This is a genomic window from Rubrivivax rivuli, assembly GCF_004016505.1.
In the GTDB taxonomy this organism is placed as follows: Bacteria; Pseudomonadota; Gammaproteobacteria; order Burkholderiales; family Burkholderiaceae_C; genus Rubrivivax; species Rubrivivax rivuli.
The window spans coordinates 47,611-68,869 of record NZ_SACR01000006.1; the positions used below are offsets into that span (position 1 = coordinate 47,611).

The 21,259-nt window shown below is 71.9% G+C and carries 18 protein-coding genes and 1 riboswitch; of the genes, 12 read left to right on the top strand and 6 right to left on the bottom strand.

Annotated features, from left to right (window positions below; genetic code table 11):
• Positions 1-114 precede the first annotated feature (114 nt).
• Both EOE66_RS18795 and EOE66_RS18800 read left to right on the top strand, forming a co-directional pair.
• The gene (locus tag EOE66_RS18795; RefSeq protein ID WP_128230285.1) at positions 115-588 is read left to right on the top strand and encodes a (2Fe-2S)-binding protein; all 474 of its coding nucleotides are present in this window, start codon (positions 115-117) and stop codon (positions 586-588) included.
• A gap of 10 nt (positions 589-598) precedes the next feature.
• Positions 599-2,854, top strand: a complete 2,256-nt coding sequence (locus EOE66_RS18800) for a xanthine dehydrogenase family protein molybdopterin-binding subunit (RefSeq protein ID WP_128230286.1) — start codon at positions 599-601, stop codon at positions 2,852-2,854.
• A 30-nt stretch (positions 2,855-2,884) separates the two neighbouring features.
• Here the strand turns inward: EOE66_RS18800 and EOE66_RS18805 are convergent, their stop codons facing one another.
• The gene (locus tag EOE66_RS18805) at positions 2,885-3,781 is read right to left on the bottom strand and encodes an EamA family transporter (RefSeq protein WP_128230287.1); all 897 of its coding nucleotides are present in this window, start codon (positions 3,779-3,781) and stop codon (positions 2,885-2,887) included.
• A gap of 226 nt (positions 3,782-4,007) precedes the next feature.
• Here EOE66_RS18805 and EOE66_RS18810 point away from each other — a divergent pair, with 226 nt between their 5' ends.
• From EOE66_RS18810 to EOE66_RS18845, 8 genes are all read left to right on the top strand, one after another.
• Positions 4,008-5,033, top strand: a complete 1,026-nt coding sequence (locus tag EOE66_RS18810; protein WP_128230288.1) for a tyrosine-type recombinase/integrase — start codon at positions 4,008-4,010, stop codon at positions 5,031-5,033.
• 76 nt (positions 5,034-5,109) lie between these two features.
• Complete coding sequence (locus tag EOE66_RS18815) at positions 5,110-7,287, top strand: dihydrolipoyl dehydrogenase family protein (RefSeq protein ID WP_128230289.1); 2,178 nt, start codon at positions 5,110-5,112, stop codon at positions 7,285-7,287.
• On the top strand, positions 7,284-7,922 hold the full coding sequence (locus tag EOE66_RS18820) for a TIGR04282 family arsenosugar biosynthesis glycosyltransferase (RefSeq protein ID WP_128230290.1): 639 nt from the start codon (positions 7,284-7,286) through the stop codon (positions 7,920-7,922). The genes EOE66_RS18815 and EOE66_RS18820 overlap by 4 nt, the downstream gene beginning before the upstream one ends.
• Positions 7,919-9,067: an FAD-dependent oxidoreductase gene (locus tag EOE66_RS18825; protein ID WP_128230291.1), complete on the top strand. Its 1,149-nt coding sequence runs from the start codon at positions 7,919-7,921 to the stop codon at positions 9,065-9,067. Before EOE66_RS18820 ends, EOE66_RS18825 begins: the two co-directional genes overlap by 4 nt.
• Positions 9,064-9,966, top strand: a complete 903-nt coding sequence (locus tag EOE66_RS18830; RefSeq protein ID WP_128230292.1) for a phosphate/phosphite/phosphonate ABC transporter substrate-binding protein — start codon at positions 9,064-9,066, stop codon at positions 9,964-9,966. The genes EOE66_RS18825 and EOE66_RS18830 overlap by 4 nt, the downstream gene beginning before the upstream one ends.
• Positions 9,963-10,871: a phosphonate ABC transporter, permease protein PhnE gene (gene phnE, locus EOE66_RS18835; RefSeq protein ID WP_128230293.1), complete on the top strand. Its 909-nt coding sequence runs from the start codon at positions 9,963-9,965 to the stop codon at positions 10,869-10,871. The genes EOE66_RS18830 and phnE overlap by 4 nt, the downstream gene beginning before the upstream one ends.
• Before the next feature lie 11 nt (positions 10,872-10,882).
• Positions 10,883-11,728 (top strand): phosphonate ABC transporter ATP-binding protein, encoded by an 846-nt coding sequence (locus EOE66_RS18840; RefSeq protein WP_205702750.1) that lies wholly within the window; start codon positions 10,883-10,885, stop codon positions 11,726-11,728.
• Positions 11,715-12,725: a metallophosphoesterase family protein gene (locus EOE66_RS18845; RefSeq protein ID WP_128230295.1), complete on the top strand. Its 1,011-nt coding sequence runs from the start codon at positions 11,715-11,717 to the stop codon at positions 12,723-12,725. The genes EOE66_RS18840 and EOE66_RS18845 overlap by 14 nt, the downstream gene beginning before the upstream one ends.
• 7 nt (positions 12,726-12,732) lie before the next feature.
• Here EOE66_RS18845 and EOE66_RS18850 read toward each other — a convergent pair whose 3' ends face one another.
• The 4 genes from EOE66_RS18850 to EOE66_RS18865 form a co-directional block, all read right to left on the bottom strand.
• Complete coding sequence (locus EOE66_RS18850; protein ID WP_128230296.1) at positions 12,733-13,248, bottom strand: GNAT family N-acetyltransferase; 516 nt, start codon at positions 13,246-13,248, stop codon at positions 12,733-12,735.
• Between the two features lie 164 nt (positions 13,249-13,412).
• A complete protein-coding gene (locus tag EOE66_RS18855; RefSeq protein ID WP_128230297.1) occupies positions 13,413-14,750 on the bottom strand; it encodes a D-amino acid dehydrogenase in 1,338 nt (445 codons plus the stop codon).
• A gap of 55 nt (positions 14,751-14,805) precedes the next feature.
• Positions 14,806-14,910: riboswitch (glycine riboswitch) on the bottom strand.
• A gap of 94 nt (positions 14,911-15,004) precedes the next feature.
• Positions 15,005-16,207 (bottom strand): M20 aminoacylase family protein, encoded by a 1,203-nt coding sequence (locus EOE66_RS18860; protein ID WP_128230298.1) that lies wholly within the window; start codon positions 16,205-16,207, stop codon positions 15,005-15,007.
• 7 nt (positions 16,208-16,214) lie between these two features.
• On the bottom strand, positions 16,215-17,195 hold the full coding sequence (locus EOE66_RS18865; RefSeq protein WP_128230299.1) for a tripartite tricarboxylate transporter substrate binding protein: 981 nt from the start codon (positions 17,193-17,195) through the stop codon (positions 16,215-16,217).
• Between the two features lie 125 nt (positions 17,196-17,320).
• On the opposite strand from EOE66_RS18865, the gene EOE66_RS18870 reads away from it, so the two are divergent.
• Together EOE66_RS18870 and EOE66_RS18885 are read left to right on the top strand one after the other, a co-directional pair.
• Positions 17,321-18,205, top strand: coding sequence for a LysR family transcriptional regulator (locus tag EOE66_RS18870; RefSeq protein WP_128230300.1), 885 nt, complete (start codon positions 17,321-17,323; stop codon positions 18,203-18,205).
• Positions 18,206-18,251: 46 nt separating this feature from the next.
• The gene (locus EOE66_RS18885) at positions 18,252-20,840 is read left to right on the top strand and encodes an ATP-binding protein (RefSeq protein ID WP_164885169.1); all 2,589 of its coding nucleotides are present in this window, start codon (positions 18,252-18,254) and stop codon (positions 20,838-20,840) included.
• On the opposite strand, the gene EOE66_RS18890 is transcribed toward EOE66_RS18885, so the two are convergent.
• Positions 20,818-21,186, bottom strand: a complete 369-nt coding sequence (locus tag EOE66_RS18890; RefSeq protein WP_128230302.1) for a hypothetical protein — start codon at positions 21,184-21,186, stop codon at positions 20,818-20,820. The two genes, EOE66_RS18885 and EOE66_RS18890, sit on opposite strands and share 23 nt — an antisense overlap.
• Between the last annotated feature and the right edge of the window lie 73 nt (positions 21,187-21,259).

Below are 21,259 nucleotides of genomic sequence, written 5' to 3' on the forward strand. Positions count from 1 at the left end.
GCCGGTCCTGCCCACACGGCCAGAGGATCAGGCAAGCAAACCGCAAGATCAGGCTAACGCGCGGCGCCCCGGGCGCGCCACACTGCGGGCCTTCATCGCCTCCATGCCCCTGCCATGACCCCCTTGAACGTGAACGGCCGCCCACAGGCCCTGGACGCCGACCCCGGCACGCCCATCCTCTGGGCCCTGCGCGACAACCTGGGCCTCACCGGCACCAAGTTCGGCTGCGGCGCGGCGCTGTGTGGCGCCTGCACCGTGCACCTGAACGGCCAGGCCATCCGCTCTTGCGTGACGCCGATCTCGGCAGCCGCGGGCCAGAAGATCACCACCATCGAGGCCGTGACGGCCGGGTCGGACCGCATCGGCAAGGCCGTGCACGCGGCCTGGGTGAAACACGACGTGGCCCAGTGCGGCTACTGCCAGAGCGGCCAGATCATGAGCGCCACGGCCTTCCTCAAGACCTTGCCCAAGGGCAAGCAGCCCACGGCCGCAGAGATCGACGCCGCCATGGCCGGCAACCTCTGCCGCTGTGGCACCTATGCCCGCATCCGCGCTGCCGTGGCCGATGCCGCGCGCGCCCTGGCCTGAAGGAGCCGACATGCTGCCCCACTACTCCCCCCACACCGACGAACTGCCGCACGCGCTGCAGAAGATGCTGATGCGTGACGCGCCCGCCGAGGCCGCAGCCCTGCCGCGCCGCAGCTTCCTGAAGCTGGCGGGCGCCAGCGGCCTGGGCGGCTTTGCGCTCGGCGCCTTCCCGGCCGCCGCGCTGGCCCAGGGGGCGCCCGCCGCGGCCGCGGGCCTGAAACCGACACAGCAGCCGCTGGCCTTCGTGCAGATCGCGAAGAACGGCGAAGTCACCGTGGTCGTCAACCGGCTCGACTTCGGCCAGGGTGTGCAGACCGCGCTGCCGATGATCCTGGCCGAAGAGCTGGATGCCGACTGGGCCCTGGTGCGCAGCCGCCACGGCAGCAACGACGGCGCCTACGTTGACCCGCTCTGGGGCATGCACCTCACCGGCGGCAGCACGGCCATCAAGCACAGCTACACGCAGTACCGCGAACTCGGTGCGCGCACCCGCGCCATGCTGGTGAACGCCGCTGCCGCGCAGTGGAAGCTGGAGCCTGCGGTGCTGCGCACGCAGGCCGGCTTCGTGGTCGCGCCCGACGGCCGCAAGCTGGGCTACGGCGCGCTGGCCGAGGCCGCGATGGCCCTGCCCGTGCCCGAGCAGGTGACGCTGAAGGACCCGAAGAACTTCCGCCTCATCGGCAAGGCCACCGGCCGGCTGGACGCCCAGGCCAAGAGCAGCGGCCGGCAGAACTTCGGCATCGACATGGCGCTGCCGGGGCAGCTGACGGCGCTGGTGGCGCGCCCGCCTGTCTTCGGCGCGAAGCTGGCTTCCGTGGACGACAGCGCGGCGCGTGCCATTCCCGGCGTGAAGGCCGTGCTGCGCGTGCCGCTGGACCGCGGCGCCGAGGGCGTGGCGGTCATCGCCACCGGTTACTGGCCGGCGCGCCAAGGCCGCGAGGCGCTGAAGCTGCAGTGGGCCACCGACGCGGTGGAGAAGGTCGACAGCGCCCGGCAACTGGTGGCTTACCGTGAGCTGGCCAAGCAGCCCGGCGCGCGCCACTTCGACGCCGACATGGCGCCTCTTGCTGCCGCGCCGCTGAAGATCGACGCCGAGTTCGTCTTCCCCTACCTGGCGCACGCGCCCATGGAGCCGCTGAACTGCACGGTGCAGATCGGCGCCGAGGGCGCGCAGCTGTGGGTGGGTTCGCAGATGCCGGGCCTGGACGGCATGGCCGCCGCCGCGGTACTGGGCCTGAAGCCCGAGCAGGTGAAGGTGCATGTGCAGATGGCCGGTGGCGGCTTCGGCCGCCGTGCCATCCCCACCAGCGACTACGTGGTGGAGGCCTGCGGCATCGCCAAGGCCGCGCGCGCGGCCGGCCTGAACGCGCCAGTGCGCACGGTGTGGAGCCGCGAGGACGACATCGCCGGTGGCTACTACCGCCCCATGCACCTGCACACCGCGCGCATCGGCTTCAATGCGCAGGGCCAGGTGCTGGCCTGGGACCATGTGATCGTGGGCCAGTCCATCGTCACCGGCTCGCCCTTCGAAGGCGGCATGGTGAAGAACGGCGTCGACCAGACGGCCGTGGAAGGCATGCGCGCGCCTTACCCGCTGCCCATGCGCCTGAGCGTGCACCACCCCAGGCAGAACGTGCCGGTGCTGTGGTGGCGCAGCGTGGGCAGCACGCACACGGCCTATGTCATGGAGACGCTGATCGACGACATCGCGCGGGCCACGAAACAAGACCCCGTGGCCTACCGCATGAAGCTCATCGGCGACAAGCACCCGCGCCACCGCGCGGCGCTGCAGCTGGCCGTGGACCAGAGCGGCTACGGCAAGAAGAAGCTGCCGGCCGGCCGCGCCTGGGGCGTGGCGGTGCACGAGAGCTTCGACAGCGTGGTGGCCTATGTGGTGGAGGCCTCGTTGAAAGATGGCCAACCCATGCTGCACCGCGTGACGGCCGGCGTGCACTGCAACGTCGTCATCAACCCCAAGACCGTGGAGGCCCAGGTGCAGGGCTCGGTTCTGATGGGCCTGGCCACCTGCCTGCCGGGCCACGCCATCACGCTGAAGGAGGGCGTGGTGGAGCAGCGCAACTTCGGCGACTTCGCGCTGCCGCGCATCCACCAGATGCCGCAGATCAGCGTGCACACCGTGCCCAGCGCCGAGCCGCCCACCGGCATGGGCGAGCCCGGCCTGCCGCCGCTGGCACCGGCGTTTGCCAACGCCATCGCCCAGCTGACGGGCAAGCCGCTGCGGCAGCTGCCTTTCCAGCTGGCTTGATGCCGGACCGCGCGGTGCGCGGGCGGGTGTTCAGCCCGTGCGCGCGGCCCGCCGCAACCGCCAGCGCGGCCACAGCAGGTTCAGCGCGAGTGCGCCCAGCACCAGCGCGGCGGCGAGCAGCTTCCAGGCCGGCAGCGGCTCGCCCAGCCACCACGCGGCACTGGTGAGGCCGAACACCGGCACCAGCAGCGCCATGGGCGTGATGGTGGCCGCCGGGTGGCGCGCCAGCAGCCAGCCCCAGGCCGCATAGCCGAAGAGCGTGTTGCCCACGGCCTGCCACAGCACCGCGCCCCAGGCCACGGCATCGGCATGGGCCAGCGCGTGGCCGATGCGCGCCGGGCCTTCGAGCAGCAGCGACATCAGCAGCAGCGGCGGTATCGCGAAGGCGCTGGCCCACACCACGTAGGCCAGCATGTCCACGCGGCCGGCGGCGCGGCTGGTCATGTTGCCGGCGGCCCAGCTGAAGGCGGCCATCAGCACCATCGCCAGGCCCAGCACCGTGGTGCTGCCATCGGTGTGGGTGGCGATGGTGCCCAGACCCACGGCCGCGATGCCCAGCGCCACCCACTGCACGGCCTGCAGCTTTTCACCGGCGCTGCGCATGGCCAGGCCGATGGTGAAGAAGACCTGCGTCTGGATGACCAGCGAGGCGAGGCCGGGTGAGATGTGCCCGTTCATCGCGATGAAGAGCAGCCCGAACTGACCGGCGCCGATGAGCACGCCGTAGGTGGCCAGGTTGCGCCAGGGCACCGCCGGACGGCGCAGGAAGAACACGGCCGGCAGCAGGGCGAAGGTGTAGCGCAGCGTGGCCAGCAGCAGCGGCGGCAGCTGCGCGAGCGCGAGCTTGATGACGACGAAGTTGCTGCCCCAGATGGCCACCACCGCAACGGCCAGCAGGAAGTGGCGCCAGGGCAGGGAGACGGGCATGGGGGCATTCTCGCCGCCAGGGCGGTGAAGGTGCCCGTGCCCGTGCCGCGTGGGCGGCGAGATGGGCCACGGCAATGTGGGTGCATGGTCGCCACCGCCTGCAGAAAATGAACTAACGCCAGTTTGGGTGAACGGCAGGCACCCTTCCTGGGTGCTTCGTGGCGCGTCAGGGTGCATCGATTATGGCGAGTAGACTTGCGGAATGGCGTTAGTTCATTTTTGAATCATGGCTGCATCGTCATCCCGGGCGGCACGTTGGGCCGACTACCAAGCAGCATTCGCCCTCTGGCTGGCCGAAGCCCGCCATGCCGGCCGCATCCGCCGTGCCACCACGGTCCAGGTCTACCAGCACATGTGGGAAGCCCTGGCCACCTGGTCGGTGGGGCAGGGCATCGCGCTGGTGCGGCTGCAGGCCACCGACCTCCACGCCTACCTGCAAAGCCGCAGCGGTGCCGCCGAGACGCTGACGCCGCGCTACGCCTGGCGCCTGCTGGCGCTGGTCGACCGCGTGCTGGCCACCCACGCGCGACAGCGGCAGCGCAGCCGCAACGCGGCCGTGCCGGCCTTGCTGGACACGCACGCCGACATCCGCCACGCCAATGCCGTGCAGCGTGACGACCTGCCCGCCTACCTGCAGCCGGCAGACGCCCGGCGGCTCGTCGCCCACCTCTCGGCGCTGCGTCCGCGTCGGCGAGCCCGACCACCCGGCGACACCTTGCCCTGGCAAGAAGTGCGCAACCGCGCCTCGGTGGCCCTGATGCTCGGTGCCGGCCTGGCCCCGGGCGAGGTGCGCGCCCTGCGTTGCACCGATGTGCTGCCGGCCCCCCGCCCCGAAGCCGCCACATCCGGCCTGCCCTGGAAACTCCACATCGCCAGCGACGGGCTCACCCCGGAGCGCGAAACCCCACTGGCCCGCTGGGCCGCTCAGGTGCTGCGCCATTGGCTGCAGGTGCGCTCCGAGGCTGGCATCACCGGCACGGCACTCTTTCCCGGCACGCGCACGGGCGGCAAGGTCTGGAGCAAGGTGTCGCACTACCAAGCCACCGCTGCCGTCTTGCTGGCCGCCGGCATCGCCACCGCAGGGGAGGGCAGCACCGCGGGCGGCAGCTACCGCCTGCGCCACACCTTCGCCCTGCGCCAGTTGCGCCGCGGCACGCCAGAGGCCGAACTCGAGCAGTGGCTGGGCGTCAGCGACCCCTCGGTGATGGCGCGCTACCGGCGCATCCTGCTGCGCCCCGCCGACCTCGCCTGAGCCCCAGCGGGGCGCCCGTGTAAGGTTGGCGCTCGCCCACCGACTCAAGCACAGCCCGCCGGCACCACCGCCCTCCATGAACACCACCCCCGCCTCGACACGCCCCCGCTGGCTGTGGCCTGCCCTGGCCCTGCTGGCAGTCGTGGCCGTGCTGCTGTACCGCCACTACGACCTGGGCGGCTTGCTCACCTTCGATCGCCTGAAAGCCAGCCGCGACGCGCTGGTGGGCGCCTACCAGGCTCAACCGCTGGCCACCGTGGGGCTGTTCTTCGTCGTGTACGTGGCCGCCGCCGCACTCTCCATCCCCGGCGCGCTCATCCTCACCCTGGCCGGGGGCGCGATGTTCGGCCTCGGCCTGGGCCTGCTGATCGTGTCCTTCGCCTCCAGCCTGGGCGCCTTGCTAGCCTTCCTGGCTTCGCGCTACCTGCTGCGTGATGGCATCCAGCGCCGCTTCGGCCCGCGTCTGGCCCCCATCAACGAGGGCGTGCAGAAAGACGGCGTCTTCTACCTGCTCACGCTGCGCCTGGTGCCCGTGTTTCCGTTCTGGCTGGTGAACCTGCTGATGGGCCTCACACCCATCGGCGCCGGGCGCTTCTACGTCGTCAGCCAGATCGGCATGCTGGCCGGCACGGCGGTGTACGTGAACGCCGGCACGCAGCTGGCGGCCATCCAGTCGGCGGGCGACATCGTCTCGCCGGGCCTGCTGGGCAGCTTCGTGCTGCTGGGGCTGTTCCCGCTGCTGGCCAAGGCCGGCGTGGGCTGGCTGCAGCGGCGCAAGGTCTACGCGAAGTGGCCACAGCCCGCCAGCTTCGACCGCAACCTCGTCGTCATCGGCGCCGGCGCGGGGGGTCTGGTCTCGGCCTACATCGCGGCGGCGGTGAAAGCCAAGGTCACGCTGGTCGAAGGCCACAAGATGGGCGGCGATTGCCTGAACTACGGCTGCGTGCCCAGCAAGGCGCTCATCCGTTCGGCCAAGATGGCCAAGCAGCTGAAACAAGCCCACACCCTGGGCTTCAGCCAGGCCAGCGGCGAGGTGGATTTCGGCGCCGTGATGGACCGCATCCACCGCGTCATCGCCGACATCGAGCCGCACGATTCTGTCGAGCGCTACACCGGCCTGGGCGTGGAGGTGCTGCAAGGCCACGCGCGCATCACCAGCCCCTTCCACGTGGAAGTCACGCTGCCGGGCGGCGAGAAGCGCACGCTGAGCACACGCAACATCGTCATCGCCGCGGGGGCCAGCCCCTTCGTGCCGCCCATCCCGGGCCTGAAGGAGGTGGGCTGCCTCACCAGCGACACCGTCTGGGGCCTGCGCACGCTGCCGCGCCGCCTGGTGGTGCTGGGCGGCGGGCCCATCGGCAGTGAGCTGGCGCAGAGCTTCGCGCGCCTGGGCAGCCAGGTCACGCAGGTGGAGATGGGCCCGCGCGTGATGTCGCGTGAAGACCCGGAAGTGTCGGAACTCGTGGCGGCCTCGCTGCGGGCCGACGGTGTGACGCTGCTCACCGGCCACCAGGCCGTGCGCGTGGAGCAGGGTGATGGCGAGAAGCGCCTCATCGTCCAGCACGCTGGTGCGGAGATCGCGCTGCCCTTCGACGAGCTGCTTTGCGCCGTGGGCCGCAGCCCGCGTGTCACCGGCTACGGCCTGGAAGTACTCGGCATCCCGCTCACGCCAAAGAAGACCATCGAGACCAACGCCTACCTGCAGACGCTTTACCCCAACATCTACGCCGTGGGCGACGTGGCCGGGCCTTTCCAGTTCACGCACACCGCGGCCCATCAGGCCTGGTACGCGGCCGTCAACGCCCTCTTCGGCCGCTTCAAGAAGTTCAAGGCCGACTACCGCGTCATTCCCTGGGCCACCTTCACCGACCCCGAAGTGGCCCGCGTGGGCCTGAGCGAGACCGACGCGAAGGAGCAGGGCATCGCCTTCGAAGTCACGCGCTACGGCATCGACGACCTCGACCGCGCCATCGCGGACGGCACCGCGCACGGCTTCGTGAAGGTGCTCACCGTGCCGGGCCAGGACAAGATCCTCGGCGTCACCATCGTCGGCGAACACGCGGGCGACCTGCTGGCCGAGTACGTGCTGGCGATGAAACACGGCCTGGGCCTGAACAAGATCCTCGGCACCATCCACACCTACCCCACGCTGGCCGAGGCCAACAAGTACGCGGCCGGCGAATGGAAACGCGCCCACGCGCCGCAAGGCCTGCTGCGCTGGGTGGCCAAGTTCCACGCCTGGGAGCGTGGATGAAGGGGCCGGCTGCACGCCTGATCGTCTTTGCGAAGGCCCCCGTGGCCGGGCAGGCCAAGACACGGCTCATCCCGGCCCTGGGTGCGACCGGCGCCGCCGCGCTGGCCGCGCGCCTGCTGCAGCACACGCTGGCCACGGCCGAAGCGGCGGGCTTCCGGGCGCTGGAGCTGTGCGTCAGCCCCGACACCACGCACCCGGCTTTCCAGGCGCTTGCGCAGCAGCCCCACGCGATGTGGACGCTGACGCTGCAGGGCGAAGGCGACCTTGGCGCCCGCATGCAGCGCCGCCTGTACGCCGCGCTGGCCACGGCAGGACCGGCGCTCTTGATCGGCACCGATGCGCCCTCGCTCGATGCCGCCGTGCTGCATGCGGCCAGTGCCGCGCTGGCCGACCACGATGCTGTCTTCGTGCCCGCGCTGGACGGCGGCTATGCGCTGGTGGGCCTGTCGCGCCCTGCGCCGCAGCTCTTCGAAGGCATCGCCTGGAGCACCGAGGCCGTGATGGCGCAGACCCGCGAACGCGCCCGTGCCGCTGGCCTGCGCTGGGCCGAGCTGCCTGCGGTGCCCGACATCGACCTGCCGCAAGACCTGGTGCACCTGCCCGCCGGCTGGCCCGAACGAGCGCAGCGCGCATGAAACAGCTGCTGCTGATGGGCGCCGGCCACGCCCACGCGCAGGTGCTGCTGGATTGGGCGCGCGCGCCCGTGCCGGGCGTGCAGTTGGTGGTGGTGTCGCCACAGGCGCAGGCGCCTTACTCGGGCATGGTGCCGGGCTGGCTGGCGGGGGCCTATCGCTTCGACGAGATCGTCATCGACTTCCCCGCGCTCTGCGCCCGTGCGGGTGCGCGCTGGGTGGCGGCCGAATTGCATAGCCTGGATGCACCGCGCCGCCGCGTGCGCTTGAGCACCGGTGAAGAGCTGCCCTACGACCTGCTCTCGCTGAACGTGGGCTCCACGCTCGACGAACCCGTGTGCCCCGGGGCCACGGTGCTGCCGCTGCGGCCCCTGTCAGCGCTGCACGCGTGCTATGCCGCGCTGCTGCAGGCCTGGGCCGACAGCACCGCGCCGGCCGCCGGCAGTGCGTTTGAGGTCACCGCCGTGGGCGGTGGCGCCGCGGGCTTTGAATCGCTGCTGGCCGTGTTGGCGCGTCTGCGCGCCTCACAACCGGGCCGCGAGATCCGCGCCCGGCTCGTCAGCCGCGGCGCGCAACTGCTGCCGGGTATCGCCCCCGCGGCGCGGCGTGCGGCGGGGGCTGCGCTGCAGCGGGCCGGCGTGCAGGTGCAGCTGGGCCAGGGCTGGCCCTCGAGCGAAGCCGAAGCGCACACCGACCTGCTGCTCTGGGCCACCGGCGCCCAGGCCCAAGCCTGGCAGCGCGACCCGCAGCGCCGCGGCGCGCTGGCCGTGGACGAAGGTGGCTTCGTGCGTGTGGACACGCAACTGCGCTCGGTCTCGCACCCGCAGGTGCTGGCCGTGGGCGACTGCGCCGCCTGGGCCCAACCTTTGCCCAAGGCCGGCGTGTACGCCGTGCGCATGGGCCCGGTGCTCACGAAGAACCTGCGCGCGGCCCTCGGCCAGGGCGAGCCCCGGCGCTACACGCCGCAACACCACTTCCTGGCGCTGCTGGCCACGGCCGACGGCCGTGCCATCGCCTCGCGCGGGCGCTTCGGCCTGGAAGGCGCCTGGGCCTGGCGCTGGAAAGACCGCATCGACCGCGGCTTCATCCGCCGCTTCGCGCCCTGCGCGCCATCACCCGCCATCGTCGAACCTGGAGACCCCGCATGAGCCTCACCCGCCGCCAGTTGCTGGCCCACACCACGGTCACTGCGATCACCGCCAGCACCCTGGGCGCCCCCACCGTGCACGCCCAAGGCGCCACGCTGAACTTCGGCGTCGGCATGTTCCAGCCCGACCGCGAGAAGAACGACGCCACCTACCGCCCGCTGGCCCAACACCTGCAACAGCGCCTGGGCCGCCCCGTGGCGCTGCGCACCGTGGACAGCTGGGAAGGCCTGGCCAAGAGCCTGGCCAACGGCGAAACCGACATCGCGCTGATGGGCCCCTGGGGCTATGTGCTGGCGAACCACCACGCCGGCGCGCAGGCCGTGGCCACCATCCTCTACCAGGGCAAGCCCGAGTACTTCGCGATGATCGTCACGCACCCGGGCTCGGGGCTGGAGAGCATCGACGACCTGCTCGGCCCCAAGGGCCGCGGCCGCAGCTTCGCCTTCGGCGACAAGGGCTCGACCTCGGGCTACCTCATCCCCTTCCACCTTTTCCAGCAGCGCGGCATCGACCCTGAGAAGCATTTCGCCCGCGTGCTCTACACCAAGCACCAGGCCATCCAGACGCAGGTGACAGCGGGCCAGCTCGACGCCGGCGCCGACTACAACCGCAACCGCACGGCGATGATCGAACAGGGCCTCATCAAGGCCGAGCGCAGCAAGATCATCTGGCAATCGGCCCCGCTGCCCAACGACGCCGTGGCCGTGCGCGAGGCGCTGTTCAAGGACACCGCGTTTGTGCAGCGCCTGCAGGCCGCGCTGGTGGAGGTCGGCCCGCTGCTGAAGACGCAGCCCGCGCTGCTGCCGGCCAACTACACGGGCTTCGTGGCCGCGGGCAATAGCTTCTACAAGCCCATCCGCGACGCCGGCCTGGCCACCGGCAAGCTGGCCGCGAAGTGAACGGCGCCACCGCCCCCGGCCAGGGCCGGCTGCAGGGCCTGCGCGTGCTGAACCAGGGCCGCCGCGGCTTCGCGGCCCTGGTGGCGGCCTACGCGCTGCTGGTGGCGGCCTGCCTCTTCACGCTGCTGGCCGCGGGCGACCTGAGCTTCGGGCGCAACCCCTGGGAGAACCTGCTGAAGTCGCTGGGCGACTTTGCGCGGCCGAGTTTCCTGGACGTGTGGTTCGGCCCCGAACGCCTGGAGTACCGCAGCGACGACGGCACGCTGCTGCGCGTGGAGAACCGCCGCGAGGTGGAGGCGAACTTCCTCGCCGCCCTGGGCCGCGCCACCTGGGTGACCTTCCAGATCGCCACGCTGGGCTCTTTGCTGGCCGCGCTGCTGGCGCTGCCGCTGGGCGTGCTGACGGCGCGCAACCTGCGCGCCCCGCGCCCGCTGGCCTGGGCCGCCAAGGGCGTGCTGGACGTGGCGCGTGCCGTGCACACGCTGGTGTTCGGGCTGGTGCTGGTGGGCATCGTCGGCCTCGGGCCCACCGCGGGCATCCTGGCCATCGCGCTGCACGCCATGGGCACTTACGGCAAGCTCTACGCCGAAAGCATCGAGACCCTGGACATGTCGGCGGTGGAGGCCGTGCGCGCCACCGGCGCCACGCCCACGCAGGTGTTCTTCCACGCGGTGTGGCCCTCGGTGCTGCCGCAGTTCGTCAGCAACCACCTCTACGTGTGGGAGTTCAACATCCGCGACTCCACCATCCTCGGCCTCATCGGCGCCGGTGGGCTGGGCCTCTTGATCAGCGAGGCGGTCAGCCTGTTCCAGTGGAGCCGGCTGGCCACGCTGCTGCTGGTGGTGATTGCGCTGGTGATGGCTTTCGACGCGCTCTCGCGGCGCATCCGCGTGGCCTTGCTGTGATGCAGGCGCCCGTGCCACTCGTGCAGGTGCAGGCCCTGGCCGTGACGGCCGGCCCGCGCACGCTGCTGCAGGTGCCGGCGCTGCAAATCAACGCCGGCGAGCGCGTGGCCATCGTGGGCCCCAATGGCGCTGGCAAGAGCACGCTGCTGCGTGTGTTGGCCGGGCTGGCCGGCCCCGTGCATGTGGCCGGGCAGGTGCGGGTGCTGGCACGCGAGATCGGCCCTGCAGCGACCGCGCCACTCACACGCGCGCAGTGGCGCACGCTGCGCAGCGAAGTCGGCCTCGTCATGCAGGGCCTGCACCTCGTGCCGCGCCTGAGCGCGCGCGAGAACGTGCTCATCGGCGCGCTGGCGCGGCTGCAGGGCCGGGCCGCGCTGCTGAGCTGGGCGCGCGTGTTCCCGAAAGCCTTGCAAGCCGAGGCCGATACCGCGCTGGCCGTCCTCGGCCTGCAAGACCTGGCCCACGTGCGGGCCGAGCGCCTCTCCGGCGGCGAGCGCCAGAAGGTGAGCCTGGCCCGCCTGCGCCTGCAGCGCCCGCGCCTTGTGCTGGCCGACGAGCCCACCTCGGCCTTGGACCCCAGCGCCACGCAGCAGGCCTGCGCCGCGCTGTGCGCTGCTGCTGCCGGCCCGGGCCAGGCGCTGGTGACGGTGGTGCACGACCTGCAGCTGTTGCCCGCCCTGGCCACCCGCGTGCTGGGCCTGGCACAAGGCCGCCTGCAGTGGGACCTGCCCGCAGCCGCCGTGAGCGAGGCCGCGCTGCAGGCGCTGTACACCACGCCCGCCGGCGCAGCGGCCGGGCCCGCCACGCACAGCCCAGTTCACCCCACACCACACACGCTGGCCCATGCACAACCCTGAACCTCAACCCACCGCCGAAGACACGGCCCCCGGCCGCAGCTGCCCGCTGCACTACCGCTACGCGCCCGAGGTCTTCCGCGCGCCACCCGCACCCGAACTGCAAGGCCTGGAGGTGCTGTACGTGGTGGGCGGCCTCTACGGCAACCTGCTGGCGCTGCAGCGGGTGCTGGCGATGTTCGAGGCCGAGCGTGGCCGCAAGCGCCTGGTCTTCAACGGCGACTTCCACTGGTTCGACGCCGACCCTGCCGTCTTCGCCGCCGTGCAGCAGGGCGTGCTGGCGCACACCGCGCTGCGCGGCAACGTCGAGACCGAGCTGGCCGCCGAAGTGAGTGGCGATGATGAAGATGCGGGCTGCGGCTGTGCCTACCCCGATTGGGTGGGCGACGAGGTGGTGAGCCGCAGCAACCGCATCCTGGCCACGCTGCGCCGCGCCACCACGTCCGCGCAGCGCGCCGAACTCGCAGCGCTGCCGATGTGGCTGCGCGCCGAGGTGGGCGGCCTGCAGCTGGGCATCGTGCACGGCGACGCCTGCTCGCTGGCCGGCTGGGGCTTTGCGCAAGAACACTTGCAGGAAGCGGCACACCGCGAAGCGGTGCGCGGCTGGTTCGCGCGCTCGGGTGTCGACGCCTTCGCCTGCACGCACACCTGCCTGCCCGTCTTCCAGCACTTTGCAGAGGGCGAAGGAAGGCCGTGGTGGGTCTTCAACAACGGCGCCACCGGCATGCCCAACTTCGCGGGGGATGCGGCGGGGTTGCTGACACGTTTGGCGCTCACGCCCAGCGCGGCCGAAACCCGCCGCTTCGGCGTGGTGCTGCAGACCGGCGGTGGCGCGGTGCATGTCGACGCGCTGGCCGTGGAGACCGACGCTGCGGTGGCGCAAGCCGAGTTCCTGCGCCAGTGGCCCGCGGGCAGCGACGCGCACGCCTCCTACTTCGCCCGCATCCAGCGCGGGCCGGCCTACACCGTGGCGCAGGCCGTGCGCGGGCCGCAGGCCTGAGCGCCGCTCAGGCCAAGGCCTTGTAGAAGTAGCGCGTGTCGCACAGCCCGCCCTGTGGCAGCAGCGCGTAACCCGGCACCACGCCGGCCGGCACCCAGCCGCCGCGCGTGTACAGGCGCTCGGCCTCGGGGCTGGCGGTGTCCAGCACCAAGAGCGTCTTGCCCTCGGCCCGGGCTAAGCGTTCGGCCTCGGCCAGCAGCAAGGCACCCAGCCCCAGCCGGCGTGCTTGGCGGTGCACCAGCATCTTGGCCAGGTCGGCGCGGTGCGGCTGGTTGGGCGGCTGCGCCAGCACCAGCTGCACCGTGCCGCGGAGGCGGCCGTCCACCTCGGCCACCACCAGCGCCCGCTCGCCGCGCGCCACGCCCTCGGCCACGCCGCGCCAGAAGGCGCGGGCTTCGTCCAGGCTGAAAGGCAGCATGAAGCTTACCGAAGCGCCGCCGTGCACGCAGTCGTGCAGCACTTCGGCCAGGTCTTCCAGCTGCCCGGCGTTCACGGCATTCAATCGGCGCAAAGACACCGGCATGTCACACCCCCCTTGACGGACCCAGCCCGACGGTACAGCGCGCCGGCGGGCATGCGGGCTGGTCGATACACGCCGGCGGATCGGGTGGCTGAGCCCGGCCAGCGCTGCACTTTAAGCGGCGTCGGTCCGGGCCGCCCCCGTGCGCCACCGCGCGGCGCGGGCGCTCAGCTCGGCGCCCCCACCACCGCGCCGCCCCGGGGGGCCACCCGGCGTGCGGGCAGGCCGGTGAAGGCGAAATCGACCTCCGGCGCCAGCCCGCTGACGATGCGCGCCAGGCTCTTGCCCGAGCCGCAGGCGTGGGTCCAGCCCAGCGTGCCGTGGCCGGTGTTCAGGAACAGGCGCCCGACCTTCGAGCGGCCGATGATCGGCACGTTCGACGGCGTGGCCGGGCGCAGGCCGGTCCAGAACTGCGCCTGTGCCGTGTCGCCCGCGCCAGGGAAGAGCGCCTCGGTGCGCTTGACGATGGCCTCGCAGCGCACGCGGTTGAGGTCGCGGTCGTAGCCGTTCAGCTCGGCGGTGCCGGCGATGCGCAGCCGGTCGGTGCCGGGGCCGTTTGCCGAAGGCGGCGTGGTCAGGCGCGAGAAGACGAGCTTGAGCTCGTCGTCGGTCAGCGAGACCTGGTGCGCCATCGAGGAGTCTTTCACCGGCATCGTCACCGAATAGCCCTTGGCCGGGTAGATGGGCAGCCGGATGCCCAGCGGCGCGGCCAGCAGCGGGCTGAAGCTGCCCATGGCCAGCACGTAGGCGTCGGCCTTGAAGCGACGGAATCGGCCCTCGTCATCGGTGACTTCCACGTGGTCGATCTCGCCGCCGGCCTCGCGCAGCGCGGTGACGTTGTGGCTCATCAGGAACTGCACGCCTTCGGCGCGGCAGCGTGCAGCCAGTTCGCGCGTGAAGCGCTGGGCATCGCCCGATTCGTCTTCGGCGGTGTAGGTGGCGCCGGCCAGCTGCGGGCGGATGTGGCGCAGCGCGGGTTCGAGCCGCACGGCCTCGTCGGCCGAGATCACGCGCCGGTCGCAGCCCAGCTCGCGCATCTGCGCGGCCGGGGCCTCGGCGCTGTCGAACTCCTGCGTGCTCGTGTAGAAGTGCAGGATGCCCTGGGTGCGCTGGTCGTAGGCCAGGCCGAGCTCGCTGCGCAGGGCCTGCAGCGTCTGGCGGCTGTAGGTGCCCAGGCGCACGATCTGTTCAATGTTGTGTCGCGTGCGGGCCGGCGTGCACTCGCGCAGGAACTGCAGGCCCCACAGCCACTGCCGCATGTCGGCGCGCAGGCGGAAGAGCAGCGGCGCGTCTTCGCGGCCCAGCCACTTCAGAACTTTCAGCGGCGCGCCCGGGTTGGCCCAGGGCTCGGCGTGGCTGACCGAGATCTGCCCGCCGTTGGCGAAGCTGGTCTCGGCCGCCGCGGCGGCCTGGCGGTCGATGACGGTGACCTCGTGCCCCTGCTGGCGCAGGAAGTAGGCGGTGGTGATGCCGAGCAGCCCGGCGCCGAGAACGATGACTTGCATGAAGAGCTCCGAAGGAAGGGTGGCCCGCCCGGCCGTGCAACGGGCCGGGTGGTGTGCCGCTCCCCCTGTCCTCGGTACCTGAGAGATTCAGCGCGGGCGCCTGCCCGGGCCTTGCTCCTTCGGTGCGTCACGCGGGTGACGGCTCTCCAGACGGCGTTGGTGTGGTGCAGTACGGGACCTGAGCGTTCATGGGAGATTGCGCCTTCGGTGGCCCCGGCCGCGGCCGGGGCGCTCTCCTGCGGAAGATCAAGGGGTCATGCGGCCGTGGCGGCCTCCTGGGGTGCGAGAAAGCGCTCGGCCAGCAGCGCCCAGTAGGCGCTGCCCGTGGCGATGTTGTCGTCGTTGAAGTCGTAGCCGGGGTTGTGCACCATGCAGCCGCCCGCGCCGGGGCTGGCGTCGGTGCCGTTGCCGATGAGCACGTAGCTGCCGGGCACACGCTCCAGCATGAAGGCAAAGTCTTCGCTGCCGGTCAGCGGCGGGCCTTGCGGCGTCACGCGCGCCGCGCCCACCAGTTCGGTGGCCACCTCGCGCGCGAAGGCGGTCTCGGCCGGTGCGTTGACGAGCACCGCATAGCCCGGCCGCCAATCCAGCTGGGCCCGCACGCCGAAGCTCTCGGCCTGCGCCGCCACCAGCGCCCGGATGCGGCGCTCCACCGTGGCGCGCACCTCGCGGTCGAGCGCGCGCACGCTGAGTTCCAGCGTGGCGCTGGCCGGGATCACGTTGTTGGCCTGGCCGCTGTGCAGCGCGCCCACCGTCACCACGGCCGCCTGCAGCGGGTCGATGTTGCGCGAGACCACGGTCTGCAGCGCCATCACGATGCTGGCCGCGGCCACGATGGGGTCCGCCGCACGGTGCGGCATGGCGCCGTGCCCGCCGGTGCCGTGCAGCGTGAGGGTGGCGTAATCGGAAGAAGCCATGGCCGCGCCTTCGCGCAGCACGAAGTGCCCCGGTGCCACGCCCGGCATGTTGTGCATGGCGAAGACCGCGTCGCAAGGAAAACGCTCGAACAGGCCGTCGGCCATCATGCGCAGCGCGCCGCCACCGCCTTCTTCGGCGGGCTGGAAGATCAGGTGCAGCGTGCCCTCGAAGCGGCCGTGCTCGGCCAGGTGGCGCGCCGCCGCCAGCAGCATGGCGGTGTGGCCGTCGTGGCCGCAGGCGTGCATCACGCCGGCATGCACGCTGGCCCAGGCCTGGCCGCTGGCCTCGGCGATGGGCAGGGCGTCCATGTCGGCGCGCAGGCCCAGGCGCCGGGTGCCCGTGCCACGCACCAGGGTGCCCACCACGCCGGTGCCACCGATGCCGCGGTGCACCTCGTAGCCCCAGGCTTCGAGCTTGTCGGCCACCAGGGCCGCGGTGCGGTGCTCCTGGAAGGCCAGTTCCGGGTGCTGGTGGATGTCGCGGCGCAGGCTGATGAATTCACCGGCCCGCGCCTGCAGCGCCTGCAGGAGGTAGGTCACTGCCGGCTCATTGCGGCTGCAGGTTGATCTGCCGGGCGATGGCGCGGTAGCGCGCCGTCTCGGTCTCGAAGAAGCGGGCCGACTCAGCCAGCGTCATCGGGGCTGCGGCCACCTGTGTTTGTGCCGCCAGCTGCGCACGCACCGTCGGGTCCTTCAGGGTCTTGCCGATGGCCGCGTGCAGGCGCACCACCACGTCTTCCGGCGTGCTGCGCGGCACCATGAAGCCGGTCCAGATCTTGTACGAGAAGTTCTTCAGCGCCTGGCTCTCGCCGGCCGTCGGCACGTTCTTCAGCAGCTCCGAGCGCTGCGCACCGAGCTGGCCGATGACCTTCAGCCGCCCCTGGTCGGCCAGCGCGCCCATCGCGGCGCTGTACACCAGCACGGCGAAGTCGACCTGGCCGCCACCGATGTCCTGCAGCAGCGGCGCGTTGCCCTTGTAGGGCACGTGGGCCAGCTTCACGCCGGTCTGCGCCTGCACGTTCTCGAGGATCAGGTGGTAGAGCGAGCCCACGCCCACGCTGCCGTAGGTGAGCGGCCTGTCGGCCGACTTGCGGGCCAGCGCAATGAGCTCGTCGACGTTGCTCACCGGCAGGTCCTTGCGCGTGACGAAGACCATCACCGCATCGGCCACCGGATGCACGAGGCGGAAGTCCTCCGTCTTCAGCTTCACCGCGGCGTTGGCCAGCGGCGAGAGGATCACCTCGTTGGGCGAACCCTGGAAGACGAAGTGGCCATCGGCCGGCGCGGCCAGCACCTTCTGCGCCGCCAGCGCGCCGCTGACGCCGCCGAGGTTCTCCACCAGCACCTGCTGGCCGAGCTCTTTGCCCAGGGGGTTGAAAAAGATGCGCGCGATGGCATCCGACGGGCCGCCTGCTGGGTAGGGAACCATCAGGTTGACCGGCTTGGCCGGCCAGCTTTGCGCCATCACGGCGCCGGCGCTGAGCAGCAAGCCCGCCAGCAGGGACAGTGACCGTTGGAACCTCGTCATGACATCTCCTTCAGGGCCGGGTGGTTGGGGTGTGCAGCCAATGTAGGAGCCGCCGGATACAACGTCCAATGCATTCTTCGGTTCTATATGATGAGTTCATCTCATGCATTTTCCGGGTTGACCCCATGACCCTGGTTCAGCTCCGCCACCTGATCTCGCTCGCGCAGAGCGGCTCGTTCACCAAGTCGGCCGAGGCGCTGTTCCTGACGCAGCCCGCGCTCAGCCGCAGCATCCGCGCGCTGGAAGACGAGCTCGGGCAGCCGCTGTTCGACCGCGTGGGCCGGCGCAGCGTGCTCACGCCTTTCGGCGAGGAGGCGTTGCGGCGCGCCCGGCAACTCGTCTTCGACGCCGACGAGCTGGCCGGCAGCGGCCGGCAGATGCGCGAGGGCCGCTCGGGCACGGTGCGCATCGGCCTGGGTTCGGGACCGGGCGCGATGCTGATGACGCCGCTGCTGATGACGATGGCCCGGTCGCACCCGGGGGTGCACCTGGAGATTGCGCGTGGCCACACCGACGCGCTGATCCGCCGCCTGCGTGAGCGCGAGCTCGATGCCCTGGTGGTGGATGCGCGCTCCCTGGCGCCCGCTGGCGACCTGCGCGTGAGCAGCCTGGTCGAGATGCGCGGCGCCTTCCTGGTGCGCGAGGGCCATCCGCTCGCGCGCTGGAAAGGCACGTTGCGCTTCGACACGCTGCGCCAGTACCCCATCGCTTCCACACCGCTGAGCGAGGAGGTGGCGCGCACGCTGGTCGAGCGATACGGGCCCGGCGCCCACCCGACCGAATGCGTGACCCTGCGCTGCGAGGAGATCCCCAGTCTGGTGGAGGTGGTGCGCCACAGCGACGCGGTGCTCATCGCCATCCGCGCCGCCGCGCCCGACCTGGTGGAGCTGCCCCTGCGCCCGGCCTTGAACGCCACGGCGCGCTTCGGCATCGTCACGCTCGCCCGCCGGGCCGAGCCACCGGCGCTGCCGCTGGTGCGCAAGCTGGTGACCGAGCTGATGTGCGATTGAGGCGCCACCGGTCCCGTATGCTTTCGGGCAGGGGGGCGATGTGAGCATGCTGCCGATCCTGTTCGCCAATTTCAGGCTCGACGCGAACGAGCGCAGACTCGAACAAGGTGGTGCGCCCGTCGAGCTGGGCGCCCGTGCCTTCGACCTGCTGTGCGTGCTGGTGCAAAGCGCCGGGCGCATGGTCACCAAGACCGAACTGATGGACCGGGTGTGGCCCGACGTGATCGTCGAAGAAGCCAACCTGCACGTGCAGATGACCGCGCTGCGCAAGGCCATCGGCCGCGAGGCCATCGCCACGGTGCCCGGCCGCGGCTACCAGTTCGTGCTGCCGCTGCAGGGCGGCCGCGCGCTGCCTGCGCCCAGCAGCACCGGCGCAGACAGCGCCGTGCCGGCCTTCGCCGCGCTCACGCCGCTGCTGGGCCGCGACGACGACCTCGCCCGCGTGGCCCAAGCGCTGGCGCACCCCACGCAGGGCGGCTTCGTCACCATCACGGGCGCGGGCGGCAGCGGCAAGACGCTGCTGGCCCGGCACGTCGCTGCGCGCAGCGGCCTGGTCGACGGCCGGGCGCCGGTCTGGGTCGACCTGCTGGAAGTCAACCGGCCCGACGCGGTGGTGCCGGCGGTGGCGCTGGCCGCCCAGGTGCCCGGCCCGCCGCGTCAGGCCCTGAAGCTGGCGCAGGCACTGCGCGATGCACGGCTGCTGCTGGTGCTGGACAACGCCGAGCACGTGCTGCAGGCCGTGGCCGATCTCACCGCCGTACTGCGGCGTGAAGCGCCCGGGGTGCGGCTGCTCGTGACGAGCCAGGCACCGCTGCATGGTGCAGGCGAGACGGTGCATGCGCTCCGGGGCCTGTCGGTGCCGCCGGCGCCGTGCAGCGCGGCTGAAGCGCTGCGCCACGCGGCGGTGGCGCTTTTCGTGGCCCAGGCTCGGCAGGCCGACCGGCGCTTCCGCCTTGAAGATGCGCAGGTGGAAGACGTGGCGGCCATCTGCGCCAGCCTGGGTGGCTCGGCGCTGGGCGTGCAACTGGCCGCAGCGCTGCTGGGTCAGATGCCGCTGGCTGCCGTGCGGTCGCGGCTGGCCCGCGCCCACACGGGCCCCGAGGAGGCGGCGGTCGACCCCGCCGCCAACGTGCTGCGTTCGGCGCTGAGCTGGTCGCACGACCTGCTCGGTCCGGCCGCACAACGGGTGTTCCGGCGCCTGGCCATCGCGCAGGGGCCGCTGCCACTCGCCTTGGTGCAGGGCCTGGCCGCCGACAGCGAAGAGCCCGATGCGATCGACGCCGTGACGACGGCCCTGGCCGACCTTGTCGACCGTTCCCTCGTGCAGTGCGCACCGGCACCCGATGCGGCGCCTGAGGACGCGCCTCGCTACCGGCTGCTGGAAGCACCCCGAGCGCTGGCCCTGGAGCAACTGGCCGCCGCGGGCGAACGGGCGCTCGTGCTGGCCCGGCTGGCACGGGCGCTGGCGCCCCTGGGCGATCAGTGGCACGCCGCCCTGTGGCGGGGGGAGCGCCCGCCGCCCGATGAGCCTGCGCTGCGCGCCGCCATGCCCGGGCCGGCCGACATCGCGGCCGCGTTTGAAGCGGCCTTGCAGGCGCCGGGGCTGGCTTCGGCCACGGTGCTCGCCCGGATGTGCTGCCTGGTGCACACCATCGCCAAGAGACACCCCGTGGCCGAGCGCCTGCGCTGGGCGCAGGCGGCGAGCGAGCGCGCCGATGAGGCCGGACTGTCCGCAGCGCTGCAGGGCCGGCTGCTGCTGACGGCCACCACCTTGGTCCGGCACTCGGACTGGGGCGCCAAGCTGGCGATGCTGCAGCGCTCGGTGGCCGCGTGGCACAACGCAGGCGATCTGGCGGGCGAACTCCGCGCGCTGGCCTCCTTGGCCGAGACCCACGCATTCGCCGGCCGGCTGGCCGAGGCCGAGGCCGTGCTGCAGCGGGTGCGCGAGCTCGACGATCCGGCCTCGCCCCCGGGCCGCCAGCGCCTGCGCTGGTATGCCGAAGGCCTGGTCGCGGGGTCGGCGGGCGACCTGCCGAGGGCGATCACGGCCTGGCGTGAACACCTGCGGCTGGCGCGCCAGTACGGGGAGTCAGAGCTCGAGCTCGTGCGCGCGCTGCACTCACTGGCGCATGACGAACTGCTCAGCGGCGAGGCGGCCGCCGCACTGCCACGCCTGCAGCAGGCTGTGGAGATGGCCCGCCGCCAGGCAGACCGCGAAGCCCTGCATGCCTACTTGCTGCCTTCGCTGGTGGCGGCCCGCTTGGCCTTGGGCGACCTGCCCGGCGCCCGCGCGGCCGCCGCAGAAGGCTGGCCCCAGGCTCGCGGCCTGGATGCCGATGCATGGTGGGCCGACCACCTCGCGCTGCTGGCCTGGCAAGAGGGCCGGCCCCGCACCGCAGCACGCCTGCTCGGCTTGGCCGATGCCGCCTACACGCGCCAGAACGACACCAGGCAGGCCCTGGAGACGCGGGTGGTGTCCGCGGTGGAGGCGGCGTTGCGCGCGGCGCTCGGCGAAGCCTTGCACACGGCACTGCGGGCCGAAGGCCGCGCACAAGATGCAGCGCCCGCCGTGTTCGCTGCGGCGCTGGCGCTGGCCGACGGCCCGGCGCTGCTCACATCCGCAGCGCCGCAATGACCATGAAGGTGGCCGCGCACATCGAGGCGTTCACGAGGTTGACCGCCACCGCACGGTTCCAGCGCTGGCCCTGCTGCTCGTACAACCACGCGGCCATGGTGATGTTTGCGCACATCCACAGGCCCCAGGTCCACAGCGAGTGCTGGCTCGAATCGCCGCTGCTGACCAAGGCCCAGAGCGTGGGCAGGTAAGACAGCACGCGGGCCGAATTCAGAAGCGTGAAAGCCCAGGTGAGCACGAACAGGTAGCGGCTGCGCCAGAGGCTGCGCTGGCTGCCAGCGATGGCCTGCGCTGACGCTGGGGCTGTGGGGGCAGGAGACTGCGCGTCGATCGAGGCCGCGTTCACCGGGGGCTCCCATGGGCCGCGAGGGCAGCCAGGCCCTGCGCAGGCGTCTCTGCCGCAACGGCAGGACCTGCAA

Bases quoted from the DNA above. Each gene is read 5' to 3' on its own strand.
- EOE66_RS18800 (WP_128230286.1), top strand. From the start codon at position 599: ATGCTGCCCCACTACTCCCCCCACACCGACGAACTGCCGCACGCGCTG.
- EOE66_RS18805 (WP_128230287.1), bottom strand. From the start codon at position 3,781: ATGCCCGTCTCCCTGCCCTGGCGCCACTTCCTGCTGGCCGTTGCGGTG.
- EOE66_RS18855 (WP_128230297.1), bottom strand. From the start codon at position 14,750: ATGCAAGTCATCGTTCTCGGCGCCGGGCTGCTCGGCATCACCACCGCC.
- EOE66_RS18850 (WP_128230296.1), bottom strand. From the start codon at position 13,248: ATGCCGGTGTCTTTGCGCCGATTGAATGCCGTGAACGCCGGGCAGCTG.
- EOE66_RS18815 (WP_128230289.1), top strand. From the start codon at position 5,110: ATGAACACCACCCCCGCCTCGACACGCCCCCGCTGGCTGTGGCCTGCC.
- EOE66_RS18830 (WP_128230292.1), top strand. From the start codon at position 9,064: ATGAGCCTCACCCGCCGCCAGTTGCTGGCCCACACCACGGTCACTGCG.
- EOE66_RS18820 (WP_128230290.1), top strand. From the start codon at position 7,284: ATGAAGGGGCCGGCTGCACGCCTGATCGTCTTTGCGAAGGCCCCCGTG.
- EOE66_RS18825 (WP_128230291.1), top strand. From the start codon at position 7,919: ATGAAACAGCTGCTGCTGATGGGCGCCGGCCACGCCCACGCGCAGGTG.
- EOE66_RS18870 (WP_128230300.1), top strand. From the start codon at position 17,321: ATGACCCTGGTTCAGCTCCGCCACCTGATCTCGCTCGCGCAGAGCGGC.
- EOE66_RS18885 (WP_164885169.1), top strand. From the start codon at position 18,252: ATGCTGCCGATCCTGTTCGCCAATTTCAGGCTCGACGCGAACGAGCGC.
- EOE66_RS18865 (WP_128230299.1), bottom strand. From the start codon at position 17,195: ATGACGAGGTTCCAACGGTCACTGTCCCTGCTGGCGGGCTTGCTGCTC.
- EOE66_RS18795 (WP_128230285.1), top strand. From the start codon at position 115: ATGACCCCCTTGAACGTGAACGGCCGCCCACAGGCCCTGGACGCCGAC.
- EOE66_RS18810 (WP_128230288.1), top strand. From the start codon at position 4,008: ATGGCTGCATCGTCATCCCGGGCGGCACGTTGGGCCGACTACCAAGCA.
- EOE66_RS18845 (WP_128230295.1), top strand. From the start codon at position 11,715: ATGCACAACCCTGAACCTCAACCCACCGCCGAAGACACGGCCCCCGGC.